The organism is Flavobacterium johnsoniae, from assembly GCF_030388325.1.
Lineage (GTDB): Bacteria > Bacteroidota > Bacteroidia > Flavobacteriales > Flavobacteriaceae > Flavobacterium > Flavobacterium johnsoniae_C.
Window position 1 is genome coordinate 4664088 of sequence record NZ_CP103794.1, and the last position, 25053, is coordinate 4689140.

Consider the following 25053-nt stretch of genomic DNA (forward strand, 5'->3'; position numbering starts at 1 on the left):
GTACTATGGCAAATCAGCAACCTCTTCGATTTAAAACTATTAGCGAATTTCATGATTTTAGAGATTTGCCAAAACCCGAACATCCTTTGGTGAGCGTTTACAATTTTGAAGATCTCAAATATTTAAATAGCGAAGAACCGAAAAGTTTAATGCTAGATTTTTATTCGATTGCTTTGAAAAGAAATGCGAATGCTAAAATGCGTTACGGCCAACAGGAATACGACTTTAAAGAAGGGGTTTTGATTTTTCTTTCGCCTGGACAAGTTTTTTCTATTGAAGGAAATTCCGAAATGCAGCACACAGGATGGTCTTTATTGATTCATCCTGATTTTCTCTGGAATACGCCGCTTGCACAAAAAATAAAACAATATGATTATTTTGGTTACGCAGTCAATGAAGCGCTTCATCTTTCTGATAAAGAAGAAAATATGCTAATCGATATTATCAAAAATATTCAGCAGGAATATCAATCTAACATTGATAAATTCAGCCAAGATGTTATTATAGCTCAAATTGAATTATTTCTAACTTACGCCGAACGATTTTATAATAGACAATTTATTACTAGAAAAATCAGCAGTCATCAGATTTTAGCGCGTTTGGAAAAATTGCTTGAAGATTATTTTTCTGATGACAATTTGCGACAAAAAGGAATTCCGACTGTACAATTTATTGCCGAAAACTTACATGTTTCTCCAAACTATTTAAGCGGATTATTGAAAACACATACAGGTCAAAGCACGCAACAGCACATTCACAATAAATTAATTGAAAAGGCAAAAGAGAAACTTTCGACCACCAATTTATCCATTAGTGAAATTGCATTTGATCTTGGTTTTGAGCATCAGCAGTCTTTTAGTAAATTGTTCAAAACCAAAACAAACAGTTCGCCATTAGAATTCAGACAATCTTTTAACTAATTGCTTTATTTTTCATAAATTCGTTACATAAAAAACGAAAAATATGAATCCATTTTTAAGAAATACTTTGGCCGTTATTGCCGGTCTTGTAATCGGAAGCGTTGTCAATATGAGTATCATTTTAATTAGCGGTTCTATAATTCCTGCTCCAAATGGCGCAGACGTTAGCACTACCGAAGCTTTAAAAGCAAACATGCATTTATTTGAGCCAAAACATTTTCTTTTTCCTTTCTTAGCACACGCAATCGGAACATTTGCGGGCGCGTTTACAACGGCTTTAATAGCTATTAAGCACAAAACAAAATTAGCTTTCGGAATCGGTGCATTCTTTTTATTTGGCGGTATTGTCACTATTTTTACTTTGCCTTCTCCAATTTGGTTTAATTTCGTTGATTTGATTTTTGCCTATATTCCTACTGCTTATTTGGCTTCTAAAATTGCCGTGAAAAAGCAAATCTAAAATGAGTAATTCTCAAAACATAAAACCAGCAAAAAAATGTTATGAACATTTGGGCGGTAAACTTGGCGAACTGCTTCTGGAAACATTCATTGAGAAAAAATGGATTGCAAAAAAAGATTCTTCAGAAAAACATCTTTACATAACTGAATTAGGAGAAAAAGAGTTTGAAAAATTGGGTCTAGATCTTTCAAAAATTAAATCTGAAGTGCTTTAATTTTATAAATTTCTTTAGACTTTCTGCAAATATTATAGCGCTTTATTTCATAACTTAGTCTGTTTTTAAATTTTGAATTATGACTAAGAAAGAAATCGCAAAAAACTTCCTGACATTGGCAGCAAAAGGGCATTCTCATGAAGCTTTTCGATTATATGTTGGAAAGAATTTCAAGCATCATAATACGCACTTTAAAGGCGATGCCGAAACTTTAATGCTCGCTATGGAAGAATCTGCCAGAACAAATCCGAATAAGGTTTTCAAAATTCATCATATTTTGAGAGACGGAGATTTAGTTGCTGTGCATTCGCATCTCAAACAAACTCCAGCAGATATTGGTTTTGCTGTTGTTCATATCTTAAAATTCGAATCAGAAAAAATCATCGAACTTTGGGATTTAGGACAGCCAATTCCGAAAAATAATATTAATGAAAATGGAATGTTTTAATGTTTGTTTTTCAACGCAAAGTTCGCAAGGTTTTTTTATCAGTTTGTGTTTGCCAGCCGCAGAAGAACGCAAAGCTTTGCGAACTTTGCGTTTAAATTTATCAACGAACATGAAACCTAAAAATTTAAACAAAAAAACCTTTTTTAAATAACACAAAATGGCAAAAAATAAAACTACAGAAACCGAAAGCAGTGTAATTGATTTTATAAATGCTGTTGAAGATGACAAAAAGAAAAATGATGCTTTTGAACTTCTAAAAATAATCCAAGAAACCACAGGTATTGAACCCAAAATGTGGGGACCAAGCATTATTGGTTTTGGAAGTTATCATTACAAATACGATAGCGGACACGAAGGTGATGCACCATTAGCAGGTTTTTCGCCAAGAAAAGCTGCAACAACAGTTTATTTTTATTTGCCTGAAAAAGAAAGAGAAGAACTTTTGCCTAAGCTCGGAAAACACACTTCTTCAAAAGCTTGTATTTACATTAAAAAATTAACTGATATCGATATTGAAATTTTAAAAAAGATTATTTTACTTTCGATTGAATACACTCAAAATTTATATTCTTCAAAATAAAATGGTTACATTTCTTGTTCTAGCATTTTTTATAGCTCTTATCGTTTATAATTTCCTGCAGCATCCAAAATTTGGAAAAGCGCCTTCTGGCGAAAGACTGAATTTAATTCAGCATTCTCCTCAATATAAAAACGGAAAATTCGAGAATCAAAGTTTTACGCCAGATTTAGCTGAAGGCGAAAGTATGGCTGGAGTTTTACTTGAATTTTTCTTTAAGAAAGTTGATCGAAAAATTCCAACCGATTTAATTCCGTCAATTAAAACCGATTTAAAAGAACTTTCTCTCGACCAAGAAATTTTAGTTTGGTTTGGACATTCTTCTTATTTTATTCAATTAGCGGGAAAACGATTTCTGATTGATCCCGTTTTTAGCGGCAACGCCTCTCCTATTCCAGGCACAACAAAATCGTTTAAAGGTTCTGATATTTATACCGTTGAAGATCTTCCAGAAATAGATTATTTGCTGATTACACACGATCATTATGATCATTTGGATTATGATACTATTTTAAAATTAAAACCAAAAACTAAGAAAATAATTACGTCACTTGGTGTTGGTTCGCATTTTGAGTTTTGGGGTTTTCCATCAGAAAATATAATCGAAAAAGATTGGTATAGCACCATTCAATTAGATGAAAATCTCAAACTTCATACAACGCCTTCAAGACATTTTTCGGGAAGAAGTTTTAAAAGATGCAACACGCTTTGGACTTCTTTTGCTTTAGAAACTAAAGATTTTAAAATGTATTTGGGCGGCGACAGCGGTTACGATTCTCATTTTGCTGAAATTGGAGAAAAATACGGTCCGTTTGATGTCGCTTTGATTGATAACGGTCAATACAATCAAAAATGGAAATACATTCACAATATGCCCGAAGATGTTATAAAAGCGATGAAGGATCTGAAAGCAAAAAGAGTTTTTCCTGTTCATTCGTCTAAATTTGCTTTATCGCTACATTCTTGGGACGAACCTTTAAATAAAGTTACAGAATTGAATAATTTATCTGAAAATCCGATTCCGTTAATTACGCCAATGATCGGAGAAAAAATCGAATTGAAAAATGAAAAACAGGAATTTAAACAATGGTGGCGTGGTGTTCGGTAATTGACAATTGTTAATTGTTAATTGTAATGTCAACCTGAGCGATCCCGAGGCTTCGGGAGAAGGGCGTTCCAATTAGTACTTGGGCATCGACTTCGCTCAGCCTGACAACCAACTCAGCACTTTAAACTTGAAACCTAAAAATGAAACAAAAAATATACTCTTTTTTAATTGCATTTCTCTTAACCGTAAATCTGTTTGCGCAAAACACCTACGTCTTTTTAGGTTCATACAATCGTAATAAAACGGCAGAAGCAATTCAAGTTTATCAATTGGATACTTTAAATGGAAAATTGATCAAAATTACTTCGGTTAAAAATATTGTGAATCCCTCCTATTTAACGGTTTCTCCAAACGGAAAATACGTTTACGCTTGCACGGATACGAAAACACCAAATGCAGGAAGTATAAGTAGTTTTGAATTTAATCCTGAAACAAAATCACTTACTTTTTTAAATAGCCAAAGAAGCGGTGGCGAAAATCCGGTTTATGTTTCCGTTCATAAAAGCGGAAAATGGATTGCAAATGCGAATTATACAGAAGGAAGCGTTTCTGTTTTTCCGATCTTAGAAAATGGTAAAATCGATTCGATTGCGCAGAATTTTCAATATATGGACGGAAGCGTTAACAAAGAAAGACAAACTAGATCTCACGTACATTCGGCTGTATTTTCTCCTAATTCCGATTATTTGTTTTTACCCGATTTAGGCGCAGATAAAATTCGCTGTTATGCATTTAATGAAAATCAGAAAAAGCCTTTAATAGAAACTAAAAACCCATTTACAAAAACCGATTTAGAAGCTGGACCAAGACATTTTACTTTTCATTCAAATCAAAAATTTGGTTATTGCATTGAAGAAATGGCAGGACAAATAAGTGTTTATAATTATGAAAATGGAGTTTTAAATAAAATTCAGCGTATTGCAACGCATTCTGATAAAATTAAAGAAGGTTTCGAAAGTTCTGATGTTCACATTTCGCCCGACGGAAAATTTCTTTACGCTACAAATCGCGGAAAAGAAAATAACATTGCTATTTTTTCTATTGACGAAAATGGACTTTTGAAAAACATTGGTTATCAATCGACTTTAGGCAAACATCCACGTGTTTTTGCCATTGACGAAAGCGGAAAATTTTTAATCGCTTCGAATGTTCAAACTGGAAATGTAATTGTTTTTAAAAGAAATCCTAAAACTGGATTATTGAAGAAAACTGGAAAAGAAATTAAAATGCAGGATGTTTCTTGCGTTCAGATTAAAAGGATTTAACTTTAAACCATCAATCATAAAATCATAAAAAATGCAAACATCAAACTTCAATTTACAACCTCCTATTTTAGAAGACGACATTGTAAAACTTATTCCATTAGAAGAAAATCATTTTGAAGAATTGTTTGAAGTTGCTTCAGATCCTTTGATTTGGGAACAGCACCCATCAAAAGACAGAAGCAATAGAGAAGGTTTTAGAACATTCTTCGATGCGGGATTACAATCTAAAGGCGCTTTTCTAATTTTAGATAAACAAACCAACGAAATTATAGGAACAACTCGTTATTACGATAACAAACAGGAAAATTCAAGTATTGCTATTGGATATACTTTTCTAGCAAGGAAATTTTGGGGCGGACCTTATAACAAATCTTGTAAAAAATTATTGATTGATTATGCGTTTCAACACGTAAATTCGGTACTCTTCCATGTAGGGGCAGAAAATTTCCGTACGCAAAAAGCGGTTCTAAAACTTGGAGCAGAAAAAGCAAGAGATATGATTCTTACCACAAATGGCGTAGATATGCCTTATTTTGAATATGAATTGAAGAAAAAAGAATAAATGAGAGAAGAAAGATTCAAGAAGAAAGATTCAAGAAGAAAGATTCTCTTACCTCTTTATTCTTTCATCTTTATCCCTTCTCAAAAAATAAAAAAAATGAAAAGAATAACAGTCTTCTGTGCCTCTAGCTATGGCACTGAAAAAATATATGAAGAACAAGCCGCTGCTTTAGGAAAAACGTTGGCAGAACAAAACATAGAATTGGTTTACGGCGGTGCAAATGTAGGTTTAATGGGCACTGTTGCGGATGGCGCATTGAGTGCTGGCGGAAAAGTAATTGGCGTACTTCCGAACTTTTTGCGATCTAAAGAGATTGCTCATTTAGGTTTAACCGAATTAATTTTGGTTGACAGCATGCACGAACGCAAAACAAAAATGAATGATTTGTGCGACGGCGTAATCGCGCTTCCTGGCGGTTTTGGAACGCTAGAAGAACTTTTCGAAATGCTGACTTGGGCGCAACTTGGACTTCATAAAAAACCAATCGCAATTTTAAATATAGACGGTTTTTACGATTCTTTAATTGAATTGCTTCAGAACATGACGACAAAAGGTTTATTGAAAGAAGTTAATCGAGAAATGCTTTTGGTTAGCGATAATATTGATGATTTATTACATCAAATGAAAAATTACACGGCGCCAACAGTTGGTAAATGGATTGACAAAAAGAATGTTTAACTATGAAAATTTTATCTAGTTAAATTCTATTTTGATACATTCGCAATCCAAATTAACCAATCCAAAAACATGAAAAAAATTACCTTTTTATTATTTGCCTTTTCTTTAATTACTTTTAAAACAATTGCACAAGAATCTAAATTTAAACTCGGAATACAAGGCGGTTTAAATTATTCAAGTTTTAGAGGCTACGATTCTTATGCAGACGAAAATCCAGGTTTTGCTTATGTGTTCGGAATTTCTTTCCAACACCAAATTCAAGAAAACTTATCTATAAAAGCCGATTTGAATTATGAAAGGAAGACACAAAACTTTAAAGGTACAGTAGAAGTATTAAATCCAGAAGTTCCAACAGGACCAATGGAAGGAAATTATCGTTTTAAAACTACAGCTTATTTAAATTATATTGTGCTGCCGATTATGATTAAATACAATTTTTCTCGAGATAAAAGTTTTTATATAAATGGCGGACCTTATTTGGGATATTTATTAAAATCGGGAATTAAATCAAAGTCTAATATTCCTGGAGTAATAAATGCTGATGACGAAGATACGGATCGCAAAAAGTCATTAGATTTTGGACTTTCAGCAGGAATTGGAAAAGAATTCAAATTAGATTCTAATCATCAGATTTATGTCGAAATAAGAGAAAATTTAGGACTCCAAAATATTTCTAAAACAGAAGTAATAAACGATGGCACTATAAAAACCAACTCCTTAAATTTATTAGTCGGATTTACATTTAATTAAATTTTGACACTTTTACTGCAACTATTTCATAAATTAGAGGTCGCAAGAAAAAATTGAAATCTAGACGTAAAATGTGGTTTCATTTTTACATCTAACTTTCAACCTATAACCTCTCAACAATGAAAACAGAAAACAACAAATTTGCAAAAGCTGAAATGCTGATTCGGAAACCTGTTTCAGAAGTTTTTCAGGCTTTTATAGATCCACAGATAACGAGTAAATTTTGGTTTACGAAAGGATCGGGAAAACTGGAAGAAAACCAAAAAACCGAATGGACTTGGGAAATGTATGGTTTTTCTCTTTCGGTTAAAACATTGGTTCTTAAAGAAAATAAAAAGATTGTTATTGAATGGGGAAATCCAGATGAAATTACTTTGGTAGAATGGGTTTTTAATCCGTTAAACGAACATGAAACTTTTGTAAGCATAACAAACTCAGGTTTTCATGGCGACACAGATAAAATAATCGATCAGGTTCGTAATTCGACTGAAGGTTTTACTTTGGTTTTAGCTGGTGCGAAAGCGTATTTAGAACATAATTTACAGTTGAATTTAGTTTTAGATCGCTTTCCGAAAGGTCTTGCTTGATGGTGATTTAAACGCAAAGAACACAAAGTTTTTACGTAAAGTACGCGAAGTTTTTCGAGAATCATTAAAAATGATAAAGATTGCAAAGCTTTACAGATAAAGCTTTGCGAACTTAATATCTAGATTCTACCTCATCTCGTAATTTAAAAATCTTAGCGCACTTTGCGTTAAAAAAACTGACGTTGCTAGTGAAAACCTGAAACCTGAAACTTGAAACTTGAAACTTGAAACTAAAAAATGGAAACAAAGAAACCTGAAAATATCGATGAATACATTGGCGGATTTCCGAATGATGTTCAGGAAATTTTGGAAAAAGTTAGAATGACGATTCAGAAAGCGGCGCCAGATGCTAAAGAAAAAATCAGTTATTCGATGCCAGCTTTTGAGCAAAACGGAATTGTGGTTTACTTTGCAGCCTACAAAAATCATATCGGATTGTATGCGTTGCCAACTGGACATGAAGCTTTTGCTGCGGAACTTTCTAAATATAAATCAGGCAAAGGTTCTGTTCAATTTCCGTTAAAAGAAAAAATGCCTTATGATTTAATCACTAAAATTGTAAAATTTAGAGTGAAGGAAAATCTTGAAAAAGTAAAAAAGAAATAATTAAAATGAATCTAAACGAACACTACAACAAACTTTATGAAACTTCTGCGGCAACAATTGCGGCAGGAAAATATTCGATAGATTTAGAACTTAAAAATGAATCTGACTCTCGTTTTGGAATTACATTGCTAATTCGTCCAAACGATGAAATTAAAGCCAATATTCAGCATTTTATTAATGAATTAAAAAAAGTAGAACCTGAACAGTATTTTTATCCTGAATCGGATATTCATATTACGGTTATGTCTATCATTTCGTGTTCGGAAAACTTTACTTTAAATCAGATTTCACCAAAAGAATACATCGAAATTATCTGCAGAAGTTTGGTAGATGTAGAGAAAATCAAAATTCATTATAAAGGTGTAACCGCTTCGCCATCTGCATTGATGATTCAAGGATTTCCGAGTGATGAGACTTTAAATAATTTACGAAATAAACTTCGCGAGAATTTCAAAAACTCAGGTTTACAGCAAAGTATGGATAGCCGTTATTCTATATTTACGGCACATTCTACCATAATGCGTTTTCAGGAAAAGCTTCAAAATCCGAAAAAATTAATCGAAACCGCTGAAAAATTCCGTGATTATGATTTTGGAGAATTTGATGTCACAAATTTAGAATTGGTTTACAATGATTGGTATCAGCGTAAAAATACTACGAAAGTTCTAGGAGATTTTGGTTTGAGATGATTTATTTGAACTTTCCAAAATGCCATAAAATGCCAGACGGATCGTGCAGAAAACATTCACTTCCCCAATCTAAATATTTTATTGGAGTTAATTTCGCTCCTTCATATTTTTCTGGAAGATTTAGATTTGAAAGTTCGCTGTAATATTTTTCAACATCATTAACTTCTACAAAAATCATAGTATTGTCAATCCAGTCTTTGACGTAGGCATCTTGCAGATAAAAGGCGATTTCATCGGATTTGAAAACAGACATTTTTGCATCTAAAACAGTTTCTTCAAAACCTAAATCTCTGTAGAAACTTCTTGAAATCTCGTAATTTTTAGAACCAATAAATGGTCGGATTGATTTTATGTTATTTTCCATTTTACTACAAATTTATGTCGTTATAATAAATTAAAAACCATTTGTTGTTTATCAATTTAAATTGTCTTTCAACTTCAAAACCACTATCCGGAATCCAAAATCTTTCCGTAATTAAAGAATCTGTTTTTATTAACGAATGTTCATATTCTCCAATTTCTATTTTTTCAGAGACTGGAATAGCATGAAACTCCCAATTTTTTCTTGTCCAATTATATTGTTCAAAGCCTGAAACGTGTTTTCCTCCAATCGGAAAATCCACTCTTGAAACTTGAAAAATAGAATCTGAGTGGAATTTTTTATTGAATTCTCCGAAGTTTTCTACTATTTCAAGTTTTTCCTTTAATGCTTTGTTTTTATTTTCAATTAAATCTTGATTTGTTCTTTCAACTTTTTTTCCATCATTACAACTTAAAAAAGTAATAGAAACAAAAGCAATTATGAATTTAGAAAAGTTTTTCATCATTACCCTTTTTTCAAAATACTTCCCAAACCACGACCAATTTGCTCAATTGCTTCAATACCTTTTGCTAAAGGTGAAGCCGTAAAATCTTCATACGCATCCATTGCGCTTTCTTTTCTGTCATCTTGCGGATAAACCAAAATCACATTACTATCTTCAAAAGATTTTTCGAATTTCTGAGGTAGTTTATCAAAAATAGATTGGTACGAAACCGAACCTTTTCTTGAAAGATTAAAAACAACTAAATCAGTTGGTTTCATTTCGTCAGAAATTGATTCAAAATCTTCCCAATCCGAAACATTTTTAAATCCTAATTTAGCATTCAATTTCAAATTATTAGCAATCTGCTGAATAGTTTCGTGTGTTTTGTATTCGGCGTAAATCACAATCGGAATACTTAATTCTTGAGATAATCGGCTCACTTTCTGGATTAATAAATGAAAACCAATTCCTCTTTCCGAAAATGGCGGACAAACAAAAACCAACCTTTTTTCTTCTATAAAATTCTTTTGAAATCTACAGATGAATAAATTTTTATCTACATTATTGATAATTGAATCTACATTTTCTCCAAAAATTTTATCTAAAAATCCCGTTTTTCTTGGCCATCCAACAATCACAATGTCTGACATGATTTCTTTAGAAGTTCTTGCAATTCCGCTCGCTGGATTATGATCGATTCTTGCAATTGTATTTATTTTCACTTCTGAAGCCGAAGCCTGAACCACAAATTTATCAACGGCTTTTCTATATTTTAAAATATTCTTCTCTGCCTGATTATTATTCGGAACAATCGTTAATAATGTAACAGGATTTGACGATTTTTTATCTTTAATTAAAAGAGCAAAATCTAACAAACTCGCCGCAGCAGAAGTTTTTGCCAACGGAATCAAAATGTGTTCGTCTAAAATCTGATCTTTTTCTGCATCTTCATGTGAAATTTCTTCTTCGCAGATTGCAATCTTTTTAGCCGCTTTTTCTGTCGCAAAAGAAGCTACGATACAAGTAATTAAAATCAGAATAATAGTTCCGTTTAAGATATTTTCATCTAAAATTTTAGCTTTAAAACCAACCAAAATTACTGCCAAAGTTGCTGCCGCGTGCGCACTGCTCAATCCGAAAATAAGCTGTCTTTCGGTTTTGCTGTATTTAAAAACAATTTGCGTAAAGAATGCTGCAATCCATTTTCCAAAAATTGCCACAACACTCAAAGTTCCTGCAACAATCAAAGCTGTTGGACCGCTTAGAATAACGCTTACGTCAACCAGCATTCCTACCGAAATTAAGAAAAACGGAATAAACAAAGCATTTCCAATAAATTCAATTCTATTCATTAAAGCCGAAGAATGCGGAATTAACGGATTCAAAGCCAAACCTGCCACGAAAGCTCCAATAATTGGCTCTACTCCTGCTACTTCCGCCAAAAAGGCTGCGAAGAAAACGACAGAAAGCACAAAAATATAATGGGCGTGTTTTTCACTTTCTAATTTCTTAAAAAACCATTTGGCAATTCTCGGAATAACCAAAAACATAATGGCAGAAAAAATTGCCAACGAAATAGTCAATTTAATCCAAAAAGCCTGATTTAGACTTCCTTGCGCACTTCCCATAATTACCGCTAAAATAATTAGAACGGCTGTATCTGTTAGAATTGTTCCTCCGACAGTAATAGCAACTGCTTGATTCTTAGCAATTCCTAATTTACTAACAATTGGATATGCAACCAAAGTGTGCGTAGCAAACATACTCGCGGTTAAGAAACTTGCATTAAAATCATATTGCAGCAGATAAAAACAAACTGGAAATCCGATAGAAAGAGGGAGAATAAATGTGAAAAAACCAAATAATAAACTTTTGTTTCTGTTGGCTTTAAACTCGTTCATGTCTAATTCTAAACCTGCGATAAACATGATGTATAAAAGTCCGATTGTAGAAAACAAGTCTACTGCGGAGTTTTTTGCCAAAATATTCAATCCGTGAGGACCTATAATAACTCCAGAAATGATAAGTCCGATAATTCCTGGAATATTAATTTTCTTAAGTAAAATTGGCGAAAGCAGAATAATGAAAAGTATTAACGAAAAAATCAATACTGGATTGCTTAGTGGTAATTCGAATTCTTGTAATAGATGTTTGAAAAATTCTATCATATGGTAACTTTATCTTCTTGTGGCATTATAATTTGTAAAAAGACGTTTTCAGAATTAGAACAAAATCCAGGAAGTATTAATATTAAAAACCAAGTCTTTTACAGACTCGTTTCTTTACAAAAATACCGAAAAAAGGTGAACTTTTTACGGAAAGCGCATATTAAGGTTTTAAAATTATTTTGTTGCCAAATTATTAAAATTTAATATATTTTTTAACAAATACGCAAGATTAACATTCAAAGATGAATATTCATTGCATTATTCAATTATCTTTGTCTTAACAAAAAACGAACAATGGAAGAATGTATCTCTGTTTTTGATATGCTTAAAATTGGCGTTGGCCCTTCAAGCTCACATACTTTAGGACCTTGGCGCGCTGCCGAACGCTTTTTGGAAGAGCTAAAAGACGAAGCAATTTTAGACGATATTACGCGAGTAAAAGTCGATTTATACGGATCTCTTTCTTTAACTGGAAAAGGGCACGCAACCGATCTTGCCGTTATGCTGGGTTTAAGCGGGCAAGATCCTGAATATATTCCTGTTGAAGATATTGCAGGAATTATCAAAAAAATTGAAACTACTAACGAAATCAATTTGGGAAACCAAAAAGTGATTCCGTTCTTTTTTCTTCAAGACATTGTTTTCAACAAAGACTTTCTTCCTTTCCATGCAAATGGATTGAAATTTACTGCTTATAAATCTGACGATTCTGAATACGAATCTACGTTTTATTCTATCGGCGGCGGATTTGTCGTGAAAGAAGAACGCACCAATGCGAAATTAAAAGAAGAAATAAAATGTGCATTTCCTTATCCTGTTCAAAATGCAGCTGAGTTGTTGAATTATACGATTTCTGAAAACAAATCGATTTCTGAAATTGTATATGAAAATGAAATTTCAATGCGTCCAGAAGCCGAAGTGCATTCTGAATTAATGCGTATTTGGAATACAATGTTAGAATGTATGTACATCGGTTGTCATTCTGAAGGAATTCTTCCTGGCGGACTTCACGTTCGCAGAAGAGCTTTTGATATGCACCAAAATCTAATCGGATTATCTAATTATTCTGATCCGCATAGTTGGCTTCAAGAAATTAGAAAAACCGAAGTTAAATTTCGACAGATTTTAAAATGGGTTAGCTGTTTTGCACTTGCCGTGAATGAAGTAAATGCATCTTTAGGACGTGTTGTTACAGCTCCAACAAATGGAAGTTCTGGTGTAATTCCAGCCGTTTTAATGTATTATATGGTAATTGAAAACCATGATGCTGGCGAAAAAGAAATCAAACAATTCTTGATGGTTGCGGGCGAAATTGGAAGTATTTTCAAAAAAGGCTCAACTATTTCTGCTGCAATGGGCGGATGTCAAGCAGAAATTGGTGTGTCGTCTTCTATGGCGGCGGCTGCACTTTGCGAATTAATGGGCGGAACTCCTGCTCAGGTTCTTATGGCAGCAGAAATTGCAATGGAACATCATTTAGGTTTAACTTGTGATCCTATTGGCGGTTTGGTTCAAATTCCTTGTATTGAGAGAAATACGATGGGAGCGATAAAAGCAATTAATGCTGCGGAATTGGCTTTAGAAACTGATTCTAAAAATGCTAAAGTACCTTTAGATAAAGTAATTAATACAATGTGGGAAACGGCAAAAGATATGAATTCTAAATATAAAGAAACTTCAGAAGGCGGACTTGCAATTGCCGTAAATATGGCGGATTGCTAAAAACTTTCATTAAAGCATTTTTTTAAGCAACACATCTTTATTCTATGATAATGGAAAACAGTCAGTTTAGATTAGAATTTAAAGGTGGAAAATTATATTCTGTCGAAATATTCTTTTATTGCTGATTCCCATTTTACAATTATTCAATACTTTTACAATATCAAAAACAAAAAAAATGTCAGTAGCTAAGAAAGATTATAAAAGAATCACAACAAAGTCATTAATTGAAATGAAAAGCAACGGAGAAAAAATCTCTATGCTTACCGCTTACGATTATACAATGGCTAAAATCGTTGACACTGCGGGTGTTGATGTAATTTTAGTTGGCGATTCAGCATCAAATGTTATGGCAGGTCACGAAACAACACTGCCAATTACGCTAGATCAAATGATCTATCATGCTTCGTCTGTAGTTCGTGCTGTCGAAAGAGCTTTAGTGGTTGTAGATTTACCTTTTGGAAGTTACCAATCTGACCCTAAAGAAGCTTTACGTTCTTCTATCAGAATTATGAAAGAAAGCGGTGGTCACGCAGTAAAATTAGAAGGCGGAAAAGAAATTAAAGAATCAATTAAAAAAATATTACACGCTGGAATTCCTGTAATGGGACATTTGGGTTTAACACCGCAATCTATCTACAAATTCGGAACTTATAGCGTTCGTGCAAAAGAGGAAGAAGAAGCAGAAAAATTGATTGAAGACGCTCAAATGCTAGAAAAAATTGGCTGTTTTGCAGTTGTTTTAGAAAAAATCCCTGCAGATTTAGCCAAAAAAGTGGCTGACAGTATTTCGATTCCTGTTATCGGTATCGGTGCCGGCGGCGGTGTTGACGGTCAAGTTTTAGTTATTCACGATATGCTTGGAATGAATAATGAATTCAGTCCGCGTTTCTTACGTCGTTACTTAAATCTTTATGAAGAAATGACAAAAGCAATCGGGCAATATGCTGCTGATGTTAAATCTAGTGATTTCCCTAATGAAAAAGAACAATATTAATTTTTGAGCTTCTAAGTTGCTAAGGTTCTTAGATACTAAGCTTTCTTTTTAGTTTCAAAGCGGCAAAACGAAAGAGGTTCAAAGGTTTTACAATTCAATTGCCTCCAGCTTTAGCTGGAGGTTTATTTTTAAAGTGTCATTAGGCTTTAGCCAAATTTGCTCAATATATTTTATACATTCAAAATGAAAATTCTTTCTAATAAAGAAAACTTACAGATATTGCACGAAGACAATCATATAATTGTAGTCAACAAACGTGTTGGTGATATTGTGCAAGGAGATAAAACTGGCGATAAACCTCTTTCTGACATTGTAAAAGAATATATTAAAGTAAAATATAACAAACCCGGAGATGTTTTTTTGGGTGTAATTCATCGTTTGGACCGTCCAACAACAGGAATTGTGGTTTTTGCGAGAACTAGTAAAGCGCTTTCGCGAATGAACGAATTGTTTAGTAATCGCGAAACTAAAAAAACATATTGGGCTGTTGTCAAAAATAAACCCAAAGAAGCGAAAGCAAAATTGGTTCATTATTTAAAAAGAAACGAAAAAAACAATACTTCAAAGGCACATTTAAAAGAAGTTCCAGACAGCAAATTAGCAAGTTTAGATTATTCTATAATTAAAGAACTTCAGAATTATACGGCGCTGGAAATCAATTTACATACTGGACGTCATCATCAAATTCGCGCACAATTATCTGCTATTGGATCTCCAATAAAAGGCGACTTAAAATATGGTGCAGACAGAAGCAATCCTGACGGCGGTATTCATCTTCATGCTAGAAAACTAACTTTTGTTCATCCGGTTTCAAAAGAAAACATTACAATTATTGCTCCAACTCCAGAAGATCCGATTTGGAATGCTGTATGATTTTTATGATTTAATTGTTAATTTTTAAAATTTTATCGATTAACTTGCATAGAGTAAAAAACAAGCTGATCGGAAAAATGGATTATAAAAGTGACATCGGGTATCGAAAAGAAACACTGAAAAAGTTATTACACAACATTCAGAAAAGTGAAGATTTAATAATTCAAGCTTTATATGATGATTTTAAAAAACCTGAGTTTGAAGCTGTTGTTACAGAAACTCATTATGTAATTTCAGAACTTAAAGACACCATCAAAAACATAAATTCTTGGGCGAAACCTAAACGTGTTTTTCCTTCACTTCTAAATTTTCCTTCTCGCGATTACATTTACAAAGAACCTTACGGCAATGTCTTAATTATTGCTCCGTGGAATTATCCTTTTCAACTGGCTTTATGCCCTTTGATCGCAGCGGTTGCCGCTGGAAATAAAGTTACAGTAAAACCATCAGAACTTACTCCGCACACTTCTGCAATTATTGCTAAAATTATAGAAAAAACATTCCACATTAATCATGTTGAAGTTTTTGAAGGTGGCGTAGAAGTTTCAAATAAATTGCTGGCACAGCGATGGGATTATATCTTTTTTACCGGAAGTGTTGCCGTTGGAAAAATCGTTGCAAAAGCCGCAGCAGAAAACCTTACTCCAATAACTTTAGAATTAGGCGGGAAAAATCCGTGTATAGTCGACGAAACTGCCAATTTAAGACTAGCAGCAAAACGTATTGTTTGGGGAAAATTTATTAATGCAGGCCAGACTTGTATTGCACCAGATTATATTTTGGTTCAAAAAAACATGAAAGTCAATTTTATTACCTGCTTAATTGAAGAAATCATTAAGGCTTACGGAAAAAAAATAGACAAATCTCTTGATTTTGCACGTATTATTAATACCAAAAATTGGTATCGACTTACTAATATGATTCAAAATGAACATATTTTATTTGGAGGAGAAAGTGACGCTAATAAACTCTACATTGCGCCAACTTTATTAGAAGAACCTGATTTAGATAGTCCGGTTATGAAAGAAGAAATTTTCGGCCCGATACTTCCAATTCTTACATATGAAAATGAAAATGATATTGAAAACGTTGTGAGCCGTTATGAGAAACCTCTTTCATTTTATATTTTTAGTGAAAATAATTCATTTGTTAAGAAATTAATTTCAAAGTACTCTTTCGGAGGTGGATGCGTAAATGATACGGTGATTCATTTCTCAAATAAAAGACTTCCTTTTGGCGGCGTCGGTGAGAGCGGAATTGGCGCATATCACGGCCAGCGTAGCTTTGATACTTTTTCTCATCACAAACCGATTGTTAAAAAAGGAAATTGGCTTGATTTGCCAATGCGATATGCTCCTTACAAAGATAAATTAGCTTCAATAAAACGCATTTTAGACTGGCTTTAAAATAGTTGCTTTCTTGCGGAATGTTTTGTAGATTTTTATACGGATTTGATTTAAAATATTATATTTACGTCAAGATACATATAAAAGATTACAAGTCTATAAAACAATTTTACGCAAAAAATGAAATCTACACTTGATCAAATTGAGGACATTAAAAAAAATGGCTATTCTCTTGATTTTGCTACAACTTTTGATCACGCCTTTGAAAATTATAAAAAAATAGCAGTTTATTCAGGACTTATTTTTTTAGTCTTTTCAATCATTTTCGCTGTAGCTTACATGGGAACAATTACAGCTATTTTTGGAATAGAAAATATCAAAAAAGATTTCATTGAAGAATATAGCAAAAGAAAATTATCTGGCGACGAACTTGCAATACACACTATCGGAATTGCAGTATTATCTGGTTTATTTTCTCCTTTTATGGCTGGTTTCTTAAAAATGGCAGATTCTGCAGATAAAGATGTAGAATTTAATGTTTCAACAATTTTCACCTATTACAAGGCTCCTTATTTTGTACAATTATTTATAAATGCATTTATTCCCGCTTTAGTCGCAACAGGCATTTCGGGCATAATTAAAAACATTGATAGTTCTTCTATAGGAAATACTATTGCGATTGTAATACCGTATTTTATCTCCTACTTTATGTTTTTATCAATTCCGTTAATTGTCTTTGGAAAATTAAAAGGAATTGAAGCTATAAAATCAAGTTTTATTATCGTTACCAAAAACCCGCTTACCATATTTGCTTTTTTCATTCTTGGATTTATCGGCTCTATTGTCGGTCTTATTGGCTGTGGTGTCCTTGTATTTTTTACTATCGTCTTTAATTCCTCAATGATTTATGCAACATATTACGCGATATTTGGAATAAAACAAGAAGATTCAATTGATTCAATTGGAAATTCTAATGTAGATTAAAATAGAAAATTCTTGTTCGCAAGGAGACCGACCAACTCTTTTAAAGAATTTTCAAAGGCTTTTTAGTAAACCAACTACCCCAAATTCTATGGCCGTGGACTGTAGTTTTTTCAAATCGGTAATTTCAGGAATTTTCAGTATTGGAAATGCCTTAGAGGCTATTATGGCAAGTTGGCAACTGTTTAATTCGGACATTATTTTCTACAATAATCCAAAACTTATTGTCTTAGGTTTATCTCTTTTTGCTTTTCTTTCGCTGCTTGTTTATCAGTTTTTTAGAATAAAGGCAAAAATTGGATATTTTATAGAAAAAAAGAAAGAGCAAGATACGGTTAGCAAAGAATATCAGCTTTATATTTTATTTTTTGGAATTGCGGTAATTGTAATCGAGATTATCAATGAAATCTTCAAAATCAGACCTAAAAGTCTTTTAATTTTAAATGTATCAATTGGTATTGGCGTACTTTTAATTTATGCAATTACCGATAAAGTAAAATGGCTACGCGATAAAATTCAACAGATTTTTATCTTTTGTTTCTTTATATACATGAGCTATGTCGGCTCAAATATTATATTGCTTCGAAACGATGTTGTTCCAGTAATAGTTTTTTTAATTTCTTTTTTCTTTTCGTACAACATTCTAAAACCCATAAAAATATATTGGATTTTTGTTGGTTTAGTCTTTACATTTCTAATTCTTACGGTAGCCTTTCAGCTCATTCCTATAAAGTCTTCTATTTTACTGATTAATTTTTGCATTCTAATTTTCATTATAAACCAAGTAAAATATGCGGTTTTATTAAACAATCGTGACAATTTTAGATTTGCGAATGAAATTGTTCACAAAGGAAATTCACTCACAATTGCATCAAATCAAAACGGAGAAATTTTATTTTGCAGCGAAACCATTACCTCTATTTTAGGTTATCAGTCCGAAGAAGTTATGGGATTAAAATTTTGGGAATTAACTCATGATTCTGAATTTTCATCAAAATTAAATTCTGTAAAAAACGAAGAAGACAAGATTTATATCCGAAAATTGAAATGCAAAAATGGAGAGTTTAAATACATTCAATGGAAAGATAAAAAATTCTCGGAAGATTTAATTATAAGTATCGGTCAGGATGTTACAGAACAAATTCTTGTTCAGAATCAATATAAAAATCTAATTCAGACAGCAACAGACATTATTTTTGAGTTTGATACTAATGGTAATTTTACCTTTATAAATGAATTTGGTATTTCAATTTTAGGATATTCAGAAAACGAAATCATTAAAAAACATTATTCTAGTTTTATTCAGGAACAATACGTTAAAAATGCGGCCGATTTTTATTCTAATTTAGTTGTAAATGAAGCTAATAACCCTGTAATAGAAATTCCGATTCTGAAGAAAAACGGAAAAGAAATGTGGATTTCTCAAAAAATTACTGTCCGAAGAAATGAGTTCGGGCAATTTGCAGGTTTTTCAGGAATAGCAAGAGATGTTACCGAAAAAAAGAATATCGAAAAGGAGAAAAAAAGACGGCTTAAAAAAATTGAAGCTTACAATAATTCGACCAAAAAACTATCGACAACAGATTTCAGCAAATATGATAAATTAAACATTGTAATTGATCTTATTCTAAAAGAAGCTTCAACAATAAGCAATGCTAATCGCGTTAGTTTTTGGAAATACGATAGCGATCTAATTACTTGCCAAAACCTTTACAGTCTTGATAATCAAAATTTAAACGATAAAAACATTCTAAACAAAGAATCGTATCCAATATATTTTGAAACCTTAAACAACAAAGCCGTCATTAATGCTCCAGACGTTTTCAATAAACTAGAAACTTCTGAATTTCAAAAATTATACTTTACACAAAACAACATAAAGTCAATGTTAGATGTTCCTATTTTTCTAACGGGACAATTGGCGGGAGTTGTTTGTTTTGAAAGCACAGAAAAAAAACGAGAATGGGACAATGAAGACATCAATTATGCGAGAACAATCTCTGATGTTATTTCATTAGCAATTTCTTCGCAAATGCGATTGGAGGCAGAAAGAAAACTAGAATTCAAAAGTGATCTTTTATCTGCGCTTTCATTGTGTACTGAAAAATTTTTACTAAGCAAAACTACCGAACAGATGTTTCAGGAAACCTACAACATTATCGGAAGAGCTGCAAAAGTAGATCATATGTATTATTACGAAAAAGATCCAATTTATAATACTGTCTACCAAAAATACAAATGGTCTCGCGAAGGTGTCACTCATCAGATTACACCTCTGCGCCATATGACGGAAGAAAATTTAAAAGAAATTTACGACGCCGCTCAGCAAAAGAAAATTGTAAATACTTTGACGAGACAACTTGACGAGGGTTTCTTTAAAACGCTATTAATCAATAACGAAATTCAATCTATTTTAATTTTACCGCTTTATATCAATGATCTTTTTACTGGTTTTATTGGTTTTGATGATTGTTTTAATGAAAGAAAATGGTCTGAAGATGAAATCAATATTTTTCAGGTATTAGCCAATAATATTTCGTCTGCACTTGAAAGAAATCGTAACGAAAGTAAAATCCTCGAAAGTGAAGAGAAATTTAAATTAATAGCCAACAATATTCCTGGAACGGTTTATCTATCTAAATTTGATGCTTTTTCGACCAAAATTTTCTTAAACGATGAAGTTTTAAATTTAACTGGATATTCAAAATCTGAATTTATAGAGAATAATTTATCGTTTCTTTCTTTAATTCATCACGATGATAAAGAAGAAGTTATCAATAATCAAATTGATAATTTACAAAACGGAATGCCGTTGCATAATGTTTATCGAATTAAGCGAAAATCTGGAGAATATATTTGGGTTGAAGAATTTGGAGATGTTATAAAAAGAGATGATGAAATTGAATTTGTTGGCGGAATCTACTTTGATATTACCAACAAAAAAGAGATTGAAGACGCTATAAAAGCCAAACAATTGGCTGAAGCCGCAAGCAAATCTAAATCTGATTTCTTGGCAAATATGTCACACGAAATTAGAACGCCGCTCAACGGAATTATTGGTTTTACTCATTTATTGATGAAAACTGATTTGGAAGAAATTCAGGAAAAATACATGACAACGATAAATCAATCAGCACATTCGCTGCTTGAAATTGTAAATGATATTCTAGATTTTTCTAAAATCGAGGCAGGAAAATTAGAATTATTTATCGATCTCTACGATATAAAAAAGGTCTTGGCACAGGTTTTCGATTTAATTGTTTATGAATCCAATCAAAAAAATCTGAGTTTAGAACTAAACATTGATGCCGATGTTCCAAAGTTTATTTGGACTGATATTGTTCGAATCAAACAAATCTTAATTAATCTACTTTCTAATGCGATAAAATTTACAACTGAAGGTTCTATCAAATTAAATGTTTCAGTTTTAGAAAAAAAGAAAAATAATCATCATCTGATTCGTTTTGCCGTAATTGACACTGGAATTGGAATTTTAGAGAAAAACCAAAAGAAAATTTTTAAGGCTTTTTCGCAAGAAGATAGTTCTACAACGAGAAAATTCGGAGGAACTGGATTAGGATTAACAATTTCAAATCAGTTATTAGCTTTAATGGAAAGCCGATTACAGCTTGAAAGCAAAATAAATGAAGGAAGTACTTTCTTTTTTGATTTAAATCTAAAAACAAGCAATCAAAGCATTAATGATAAATACAATACAGAACTCAAAAGTTTAAATATCGAACTGGATTCTGAAAATATAGAGCGCGACGGCAATAAGATTACATTTTTGATTGTAGAAGATAATAAAGTAAATATGCTGCTTCTAAAAACGATTATTAAAAATCTCTATAGCAATGCCTTTATATACGAATGTGAAAATGGATACGAAGCGATACAACAATTTGAAGAGATAAATCCAACGATAATTTTCATGGACATTCAGATGCCAATTATGAATGGTTACGAAACGGCAAAAGCCATTAGAAATAGCCCAAAAGGCCGTGATATTCCGATAATTGCAGTAACAGCCGGAACAGAAAAAGAGGAAAGAAACAAATGTATTTCTGCCGGAATGGACGATTATATTTCTAAACCAATCATGAAAGGAATTGTTGAAGAAGCCTTAACCAAATGGCTGGGCTAATTTTTAGTTTTCAATTGCATTTTGACGGCACATGATCGAAAACTGAAACTGCAAATAAAAACTAATCTTTCAAATGTAAAATTTATCATAAAAAATCTATAAATTCGTACAACCTTTTAGATAATAAGTTTAAAAACAATTGAATATGAAATGGCAAGGCAGAAGACAAAGTGATAATGTAGAAGACAGACGAGGAATATCTGGCGGAAAAGCCGTTATCGGTGGCGGAATAATTGGCATTATTATCCTTTTAGTAAATGTATTTGGAGGTGAAAATGCTCAAATGATCACTCCTGTTTTAGAGCAATTGCAAGGCGGACAAAACCAACAGACTGAAACTGCTGCCCCACTTAGCAAAGAAGATGAAGAAATGGGGAATTTCGTTAGAGTTATTTTGGCAGATAACGAAGATATTTGGAGTAAAATTTTTGCTGAGCACGGCATGACATACGAAAAACCAAAATTGGTACTTTTTAAAGGTTCTGTGCAAACTGCTTGCGGTGGCGCATCATCTGCTTCTGGACCATTTTATTGCCCTGGCGATCGTAAAGTATATATGGACTTGGCTTTTTTTGAAGAATTAAAAAATAAATTTGGAGCAAAAGGAGGCGATTTTGCTATTGCTTATGTAATTGCGCATGAAATTGGTCATCACATACAAACTTTATTGGGAACATCTGCAAAAATGCGTCAAGAACAACAAGGAAAAAGTGAAGCTCAAGCAAATAAATTATCTGTTGCTTTAGAATTACAAGCGGACTTTTACGCTGGAGTTTGGGCACATTATAATCAGGAAAATTTAGATACTGGAGACATTGAAGAAGCCTTGAGCGCTGCAAATGCAGTTGGAGACGACGCGATACAAAGCAAAATGCAAGGACATGTAGTTCCTGATTCTTTTACGCACGGAAGTTCAGAACAGAGAATGTATTGGTTTAATAAAGGATTCAAAACTGGAGATATTAAACAAGGAACTACATTTGAAGAAATTAGATAGCATAATAAACCAAATATAATAACCACCAGAAAAGCCTAACCGTATAGTTGGGCTTTTTTTTGTACAATCAATTATTGATTCAAAATGTTAACGCACAAAAAAAGCCTTGAATTTCTTCAAGGCTTTCTATCTGGGTGGCTGACCGGGTTCGAACCGGCGACCCGCGGCACCACAAACCGCTACTCTAACCAGCTGAGCTACAACCACCATTTTTCTGCTTAGCGAGTGCAAATATAGAACAAAGGTTCAGTTCTACAAAGAAAAAAATGAAAAATTTTTATAAAAATTAAATCAAATTTTCTAAGCTATTGACTGCCAAACATCTTTCAACTGTAAAACCTTCGGCAAAATCTTTCCCAACTAGTCTTCCTAAGTCTTGCGCACGATAATTTAGACTTTCAAAAAAGTTTTTACTCGTAATTGGCGTTGCTGGTTCTTTAGAATTCGGATCATAAAATTGCGTTTTATATGCCGAAATCGCTTCCACTTTCTTTTTTTCAAATCCCGTAATATCAACAACAAAATCTGGAGTAATATTTTTCCATTGAATATAATGGTAAACAATCTTTGGTCTCCAAGCTTCTTGTTTCTCGCCGTCAATTGAAGTTTCAATTTTCATTAAACCAGAAAGAAAACAAGCGTCAGAAACTAATTTACTTCCTTTTCCGTGATCAATATGTCGATCGTCGATTGCATTGCATAACACAATTTCAGGTTTATATTTACGAATCATTTTTATTACTTCTAATTGATGTTTTTCGTCATTAACGAAAAATCCGTCGCGCATTGCTAAATTTTCGCGTACTTCAACGCCTAAAATCTTCGCAGCGTCTTTCGCCTCCTGATCTCTAGTTTCTGCTGTTCCGCGCGTTCCTAATTCGCCACGCGTTAAATCAACAATTCCCACTTTTTTCCCAAGCGAAACTTCTTTTAAAATCGTTCCTGCACAACCTAATTCTACATCGTCTGGATGCGCGCCAAAGGCTAATATATCTAATTTCATTATTTTTTGTTTCAAGTTCCAAGTTTCAGGTTTAAAGTTGTCAACAGAACGTGAAACTTGAAACCTGAAACTTGAAACAATTTATAAACTATTTTTTCAATACTCTTTTCATCGTCATCGATTTGTTGACGCTTTCTTCCCATTCTTTTTCAGGAATACTTTCTTTTGTAATACCGCAGCCCATGTATAAAATCGCTTTATCTTCCTGAATCTGCATGCATCGTAAATTTACGAATAAATCAGAACTTGAATTATTTTCCGAAAAAGTGCTGTTTAATTCGCCGAGAAAACCTGTATAGAAAGTTCTATCGTAATTTTCATTTTCTAAAATAAAAGCTTTTGATTTTTTCTTTGGCAAACCGCAAACTGCTGGCGTCGGATGCAAAGTATCGATCACTTCTTCTAAAGTTGAATTTTCTTTTAAAACTCCAGAAATATCCGTTTTAATATGCCAAATCGATCCCGCTTTTAAACTGTAAGGTTCAGAAACTACGACTGAAGCTGTAAATTCTCTAAGTCTTTTTACGATAAAATCAGTCACAAATTGCTGTTCGTCTTTTTCTTTTTGTTGCCAGATAATTTCATTTTGAGAATTATCTTTTTGCGTTCCCGCCAAAGCCATTGTTTCAAAAACATTTTCGTTTGCTTTTAGCAATTTTTCAGGCGTGGCTCCCATCCAAAGTCCAATTTTTGGATGAAAAAAACAATAGCAAAATGTCGTTGGATATAATTGAACCAAATGCTGAAAAGTTTCGATAAAGTCGAATTCAGCTAAAGGAACTTCTTCACTTCTTGATAAAACTACTTTTTTAAATTCTTCGTTTTTAATAGCTTGAATTCCCTGCGAAACTAAATATTCGTATTGAAATTTAGCTTCAGGATCAAAATTCAAATCATCAATTTCAATTGATTCAAATGAGGTTGTTTCTTTTTTTAAAGTGATAATCTCAGATTCGTTTTCTGGAATGAGAACTAATTGTTTTTCATCAAAAGAAGCGAAAACAAACCCTTTTTCGCTATAATCAGAAACTTTATATAATGTATTATTTTGCTGTAAAATGCAAACAAAGTTTGCTGAGTTGGGTTTTGAATAAAGTACAAAAGGTAAATTTTGCTCTTTATGATTTTTAATTTTTAAGAAAAATGGATTCATAA

The 25053-nt window shown here is 32.6% G+C and carries 25 protein-coding genes and 1 tRNA gene; 20 read left to right on the forward strand and 6 right to left on the reverse strand.

All coding sequences use genetic code 11. From position 1 onward, the window contains the following. Positions 1-5 precede the first annotated feature (5 nt). From NYQ10_RS19750 to NYQ10_RS19810, 13 genes are all read left to right on the forward strand, one after another. On the forward strand, positions 6-920 hold the full coding sequence (locus NYQ10_RS19750; protein ID WP_289877949.1) for a helix-turn-helix domain-containing protein: 915 nt from the start codon (positions 6-8) through the stop codon (positions 918-920). A gap of 43 nt (positions 921-963) precedes the next feature. Continuing rightward, on the forward strand, positions 964-1380 hold the full coding sequence (locus NYQ10_RS19755; protein WP_289877950.1) for a hypothetical protein: 417 nt from the start codon (positions 964-966) through the stop codon (positions 1378-1380). A 1-nt stretch (position 1381) separates the two neighbouring features. Continuing rightward, a complete protein-coding gene (locus NYQ10_RS19760; RefSeq protein WP_289877951.1) occupies positions 1382-1594 on the forward strand; it encodes an ArsR family transcriptional regulator in 213 nt (70 codons plus the stop codon). Positions 1595-1673: 79 nt separating this feature from the next. Beyond that, a complete protein-coding gene (locus tag NYQ10_RS19765) occupies positions 1674-2042 on the forward strand; it encodes a nuclear transport factor 2 family protein (protein ID WP_289877952.1) in 369 nt (122 codons plus the stop codon). A gap of 157 nt (positions 2043-2199) precedes the next feature. Beyond that, positions 2200-2622, forward strand: coding sequence for a DUF1801 domain-containing protein (locus tag NYQ10_RS19770; RefSeq protein ID WP_289877953.1), 423 nt, complete (start codon positions 2200-2202; stop codon positions 2620-2622). A 1-nt stretch (position 2623) separates the two neighbouring features. Further along, a complete protein-coding gene (locus NYQ10_RS19775; protein ID WP_289877954.1) occupies positions 2624-3727 on the forward strand; it encodes an MBL fold metallo-hydrolase in 1104 nt (367 codons plus the stop codon). 140 nt (positions 3728-3867) lie between these two features. Continuing rightward, entirely contained in the window at positions 3868-4992 is a 1125-nt protein-coding gene (locus NYQ10_RS19780) for a lactonase family protein (RefSeq protein WP_289877955.1), read from the forward strand. Positions 4993-5023: 31 nt separating this feature from the next. Then, entirely contained in the window at positions 5024-5554 is a 531-nt protein-coding gene (locus tag NYQ10_RS19785; RefSeq protein WP_289877956.1) for a GNAT family N-acetyltransferase, read from the forward strand. Between the two features lie 96 nt (positions 5555-5650). Beyond that, positions 5651-6232: a TIGR00730 family Rossman fold protein gene (locus NYQ10_RS19790; RefSeq protein ID WP_289877957.1), complete on the forward strand. Its 582-nt coding sequence runs from the start codon at positions 5651-5653 to the stop codon at positions 6230-6232. A 69-nt stretch (positions 6233-6301) separates the two neighbouring features. Continuing rightward, the gene (locus NYQ10_RS19795) at positions 6302-6982 is read left to right on the forward strand and encodes a porin family protein (protein ID WP_289877958.1); all 681 of its coding nucleotides are present in this window, start codon (positions 6302-6304) and stop codon (positions 6980-6982) included. Between the two features lie 119 nt (positions 6983-7101). Next, positions 7102-7569, forward strand: a complete 468-nt coding sequence (locus NYQ10_RS19800; RefSeq protein ID WP_289877959.1) for an SRPBCC family protein — start codon at positions 7102-7104, stop codon at positions 7567-7569. A gap of 237 nt (positions 7570-7806) precedes the next feature. Further along, positions 7807-8175 carry an iron chaperone gene (locus NYQ10_RS19805; protein ID WP_184160932.1) on the forward strand — a complete coding sequence of 123 codons (369 nt, stop codon included), beginning with the start codon at positions 7807-7809 and terminating at the stop codon, positions 8173-8175. A 5-nt stretch (positions 8176-8180) separates the two neighbouring features. After that, the gene (locus NYQ10_RS19810; protein ID WP_289877960.1) at positions 8181-8864 is read left to right on the forward strand and encodes a 2'-5' RNA ligase family protein; all 684 of its coding nucleotides are present in this window, start codon (positions 8181-8183) and stop codon (positions 8862-8864) included. 1 nt (position 8865) lies between these two features. Here the strand turns inward: NYQ10_RS19810 and NYQ10_RS19815 are convergent, their stop codons facing one another. Genes NYQ10_RS19815 through NYQ10_RS19825 form a run of 3 tightly spaced genes read right to left on the reverse strand, consistent with a single transcriptional unit; the run spans position 8866 to position 11838 of the window. Further along, positions 8866-9228 (reverse strand): glyoxalase, encoded by a 363-nt coding sequence (locus NYQ10_RS19815; RefSeq protein WP_289877961.1) that lies wholly within the window; start codon positions 9226-9228, stop codon positions 8866-8868. Between the two features lie 4 nt (positions 9229-9232). Beyond that, positions 9233-9691, reverse strand: coding sequence for a hypothetical protein (locus NYQ10_RS19820; protein ID WP_289877962.1), 459 nt, complete (start codon positions 9689-9691; stop codon positions 9233-9235). Then, entirely contained in the window at positions 9691-11838 is a 2148-nt protein-coding gene (locus tag NYQ10_RS19825) for a cation:proton antiporter (RefSeq protein WP_289877963.1), read from the reverse strand. Before NYQ10_RS19825 ends, NYQ10_RS19820 begins: the two co-directional genes overlap by 1 nt. A gap of 294 nt (positions 11839-12132) precedes the next feature. On the opposite strand from NYQ10_RS19825, the gene NYQ10_RS19830 reads away from it, so the two are divergent. From NYQ10_RS19830 to ypfJ, 7 genes are all read left to right on the forward strand, one after another. Further along, complete coding sequence (locus NYQ10_RS19830) at positions 12133-13560, forward strand: L-serine ammonia-lyase (protein ID WP_289877964.1); 1428 nt, start codon at positions 12133-12135, stop codon at positions 13558-13560. Positions 13561-13735: 175 nt separating this feature from the next. Further along, complete coding sequence (gene panB, locus NYQ10_RS19835; protein ID WP_144218887.1) at positions 13736-14554, forward strand: 3-methyl-2-oxobutanoate hydroxymethyltransferase; 819 nt, start codon at positions 13736-13738, stop codon at positions 14552-14554. Positions 14555-14737: 183 nt separating this feature from the next. Further along, positions 14738-15427: an RluA family pseudouridine synthase gene (locus NYQ10_RS19840; RefSeq protein ID WP_289877965.1), complete on the forward strand. Its 690-nt coding sequence runs from the start codon at positions 14738-14740 to the stop codon at positions 15425-15427. A 77-nt stretch (positions 15428-15504) separates the two neighbouring features. After that, a complete protein-coding gene (locus tag NYQ10_RS19845) occupies positions 15505-16833 on the forward strand; it encodes an aldehyde dehydrogenase (protein WP_289881053.1) in 1329 nt (442 codons plus the stop codon). A gap of 120 nt (positions 16834-16953) precedes the next feature. Further along, positions 16954-17757 carry a hypothetical protein gene (locus tag NYQ10_RS19850; protein ID WP_289877966.1) on the forward strand — a complete coding sequence of 268 codons (804 nt, stop codon included), beginning with the start codon at positions 16954-16956 and terminating at the stop codon, positions 17755-17757. 88 nt (positions 17758-17845) lie between these two features. Then, positions 17846-21898, forward strand: coding sequence for a PAS domain S-box protein (locus NYQ10_RS19855; RefSeq protein WP_289877967.1), 4053 nt, complete (start codon positions 17846-17848; stop codon positions 21896-21898). 145 nt (positions 21899-22043) lie between these two features. Then, complete coding sequence (gene ypfJ / locus NYQ10_RS19860) at positions 22044-22895, forward strand: KPN_02809 family neutral zinc metallopeptidase (protein ID WP_289877968.1); 852 nt, start codon at positions 22044-22046, stop codon at positions 22893-22895. A 133-nt stretch (positions 22896-23028) separates the two neighbouring features. Here the strand turns inward: ypfJ and NYQ10_RS19865 are convergent. From NYQ10_RS19865 to NYQ10_RS19875, 3 genes are all read right to left on the reverse strand, one after another. Continuing rightward, a tRNA-His gene (locus NYQ10_RS19865) sits at positions 23029-23102 on the reverse strand. A gap of 79 nt (positions 23103-23181) precedes the next feature. Next, a complete protein-coding gene (bshB1, locus tag NYQ10_RS19870) occupies positions 23182-23898 on the reverse strand; it encodes a bacillithiol biosynthesis deacetylase BshB1 (protein WP_289877969.1) in 717 nt (238 codons plus the stop codon). An 88-nt stretch (positions 23899-23986) separates the two neighbouring features. After that, the gene (locus NYQ10_RS19875) at positions 23987-25051 is read right to left on the reverse strand and encodes a chorismate-binding protein (RefSeq protein ID WP_289877970.1); all 1065 of its coding nucleotides are present in this window, start codon (positions 25049-25051) and stop codon (positions 23987-23989) included. Between the last annotated feature and the right edge of the window lie 2 nt (positions 25052-25053).

Bases quoted from the DNA above. Each gene is read 5' to 3' on its own strand.
- NYQ10_RS19750 (WP_289877949.1), top strand. From the start codon at position 6: ATGGCAAATCAGCAACCTCTTCGATTTAAAACTATTAGCGAATTTCAT.
- NYQ10_RS19755 (WP_289877950.1), top strand. From the start codon at position 964: ATGAATCCATTTTTAAGAAATACTTTGGCCGTTATTGCCGGTCTTGTA.
- NYQ10_RS19760 (WP_289877951.1), top strand. From the start codon at position 1,382: ATGAGTAATTCTCAAAACATAAAACCAGCAAAAAAATGTTATGAACAT.
- NYQ10_RS19765 (WP_289877952.1), top strand. From the start codon at position 1,674: ATGACTAAGAAAGAAATCGCAAAAAACTTCCTGACATTGGCAGCAAAA.
- NYQ10_RS19770 (WP_289877953.1), top strand. From the start codon at position 2,200: ATGGCAAAAAATAAAACTACAGAAACCGAAAGCAGTGTAATTGATTTT.
- NYQ10_RS19775 (WP_289877954.1), top strand. From the start codon at position 2,624: ATGGTTACATTTCTTGTTCTAGCATTTTTTATAGCTCTTATCGTTTAT.
- NYQ10_RS19780 (WP_289877955.1), top strand. From the start codon at position 3,868: ATGAAACAAAAAATATACTCTTTTTTAATTGCATTTCTCTTAACCGTA.
- NYQ10_RS19785 (WP_289877956.1), top strand. From the start codon at position 5,024: ATGCAAACATCAAACTTCAATTTACAACCTCCTATTTTAGAAGACGAC.
- NYQ10_RS19790 (WP_289877957.1), top strand. From the start codon at position 5,651: ATGAAAAGAATAACAGTCTTCTGTGCCTCTAGCTATGGCACTGAAAAA.
- NYQ10_RS19795 (WP_289877958.1), top strand. From the start codon at position 6,302: ATGAAAAAAATTACCTTTTTATTATTTGCCTTTTCTTTAATTACTTTT.
- NYQ10_RS19800 (WP_289877959.1), top strand. From the start codon at position 7,102: ATGAAAACAGAAAACAACAAATTTGCAAAAGCTGAAATGCTGATTCGG.
- NYQ10_RS19805 (WP_184160932.1), top strand. From the start codon at position 7,807: ATGGAAACAAAGAAACCTGAAAATATCGATGAATACATTGGCGGATTT.
- NYQ10_RS19810 (WP_289877960.1), top strand. From the start codon at position 8,181: ATGAATCTAAACGAACACTACAACAAACTTTATGAAACTTCTGCGGCA.
- NYQ10_RS19815 (WP_289877961.1), bottom strand. From the start codon at position 9,228: ATGGAAAATAACATAAAATCAATCCGACCATTTATTGGTTCTAAAAAT.
- NYQ10_RS19820 (WP_289877962.1), bottom strand. From the start codon at position 9,691: ATGATGAAAAACTTTTCTAAATTCATAATTGCTTTTGTTTCTATTACT.
- NYQ10_RS19825 (WP_289877963.1), bottom strand. From the start codon at position 11,838: ATGATAGAATTTTTCAAACATCTATTACAAGAATTCGAATTACCACTA.
- NYQ10_RS19830 (WP_289877964.1), top strand. From the start codon at position 12,133: ATGGAAGAATGTATCTCTGTTTTTGATATGCTTAAAATTGGCGTTGGC.
- panB (WP_144218887.1), top strand. From the start codon at position 13,736: ATGTCAGTAGCTAAGAAAGATTATAAAAGAATCACAACAAAGTCATTA.
- NYQ10_RS19840 (WP_289877965.1), top strand. From the start codon at position 14,738: ATGAAAATTCTTTCTAATAAAGAAAACTTACAGATATTGCACGAAGAC.
- NYQ10_RS19845 (WP_289881053.1), top strand. From the start codon at position 15,505: ATGGATTATAAAAGTGACATCGGGTATCGAAAAGAAACACTGAAAAAG.
- NYQ10_RS19850 (WP_289877966.1), top strand. From the start codon at position 16,954: ATGAAATCTACACTTGATCAAATTGAGGACATTAAAAAAAATGGCTAT.
- NYQ10_RS19855 (WP_289877967.1), top strand. From the start codon at position 17,846: ATGGCCGTGGACTGTAGTTTTTTCAAATCGGTAATTTCAGGAATTTTC.
- ypfJ (WP_289877968.1), top strand. From the start codon at position 22,044: ATGAAATGGCAAGGCAGAAGACAAAGTGATAATGTAGAAGACAGACGA.
- bshB1 (WP_289877969.1), bottom strand. From the start codon at position 23,898: ATGAAATTAGATATATTAGCCTTTGGCGCGCATCCAGACGATGTAGAA.
- NYQ10_RS19875 (WP_289877970.1), bottom strand. From the start codon at position 25,051: ATGAATCCATTTTTCTTAAAAATTAAAAATCATAAAGAGCAAAATTTA.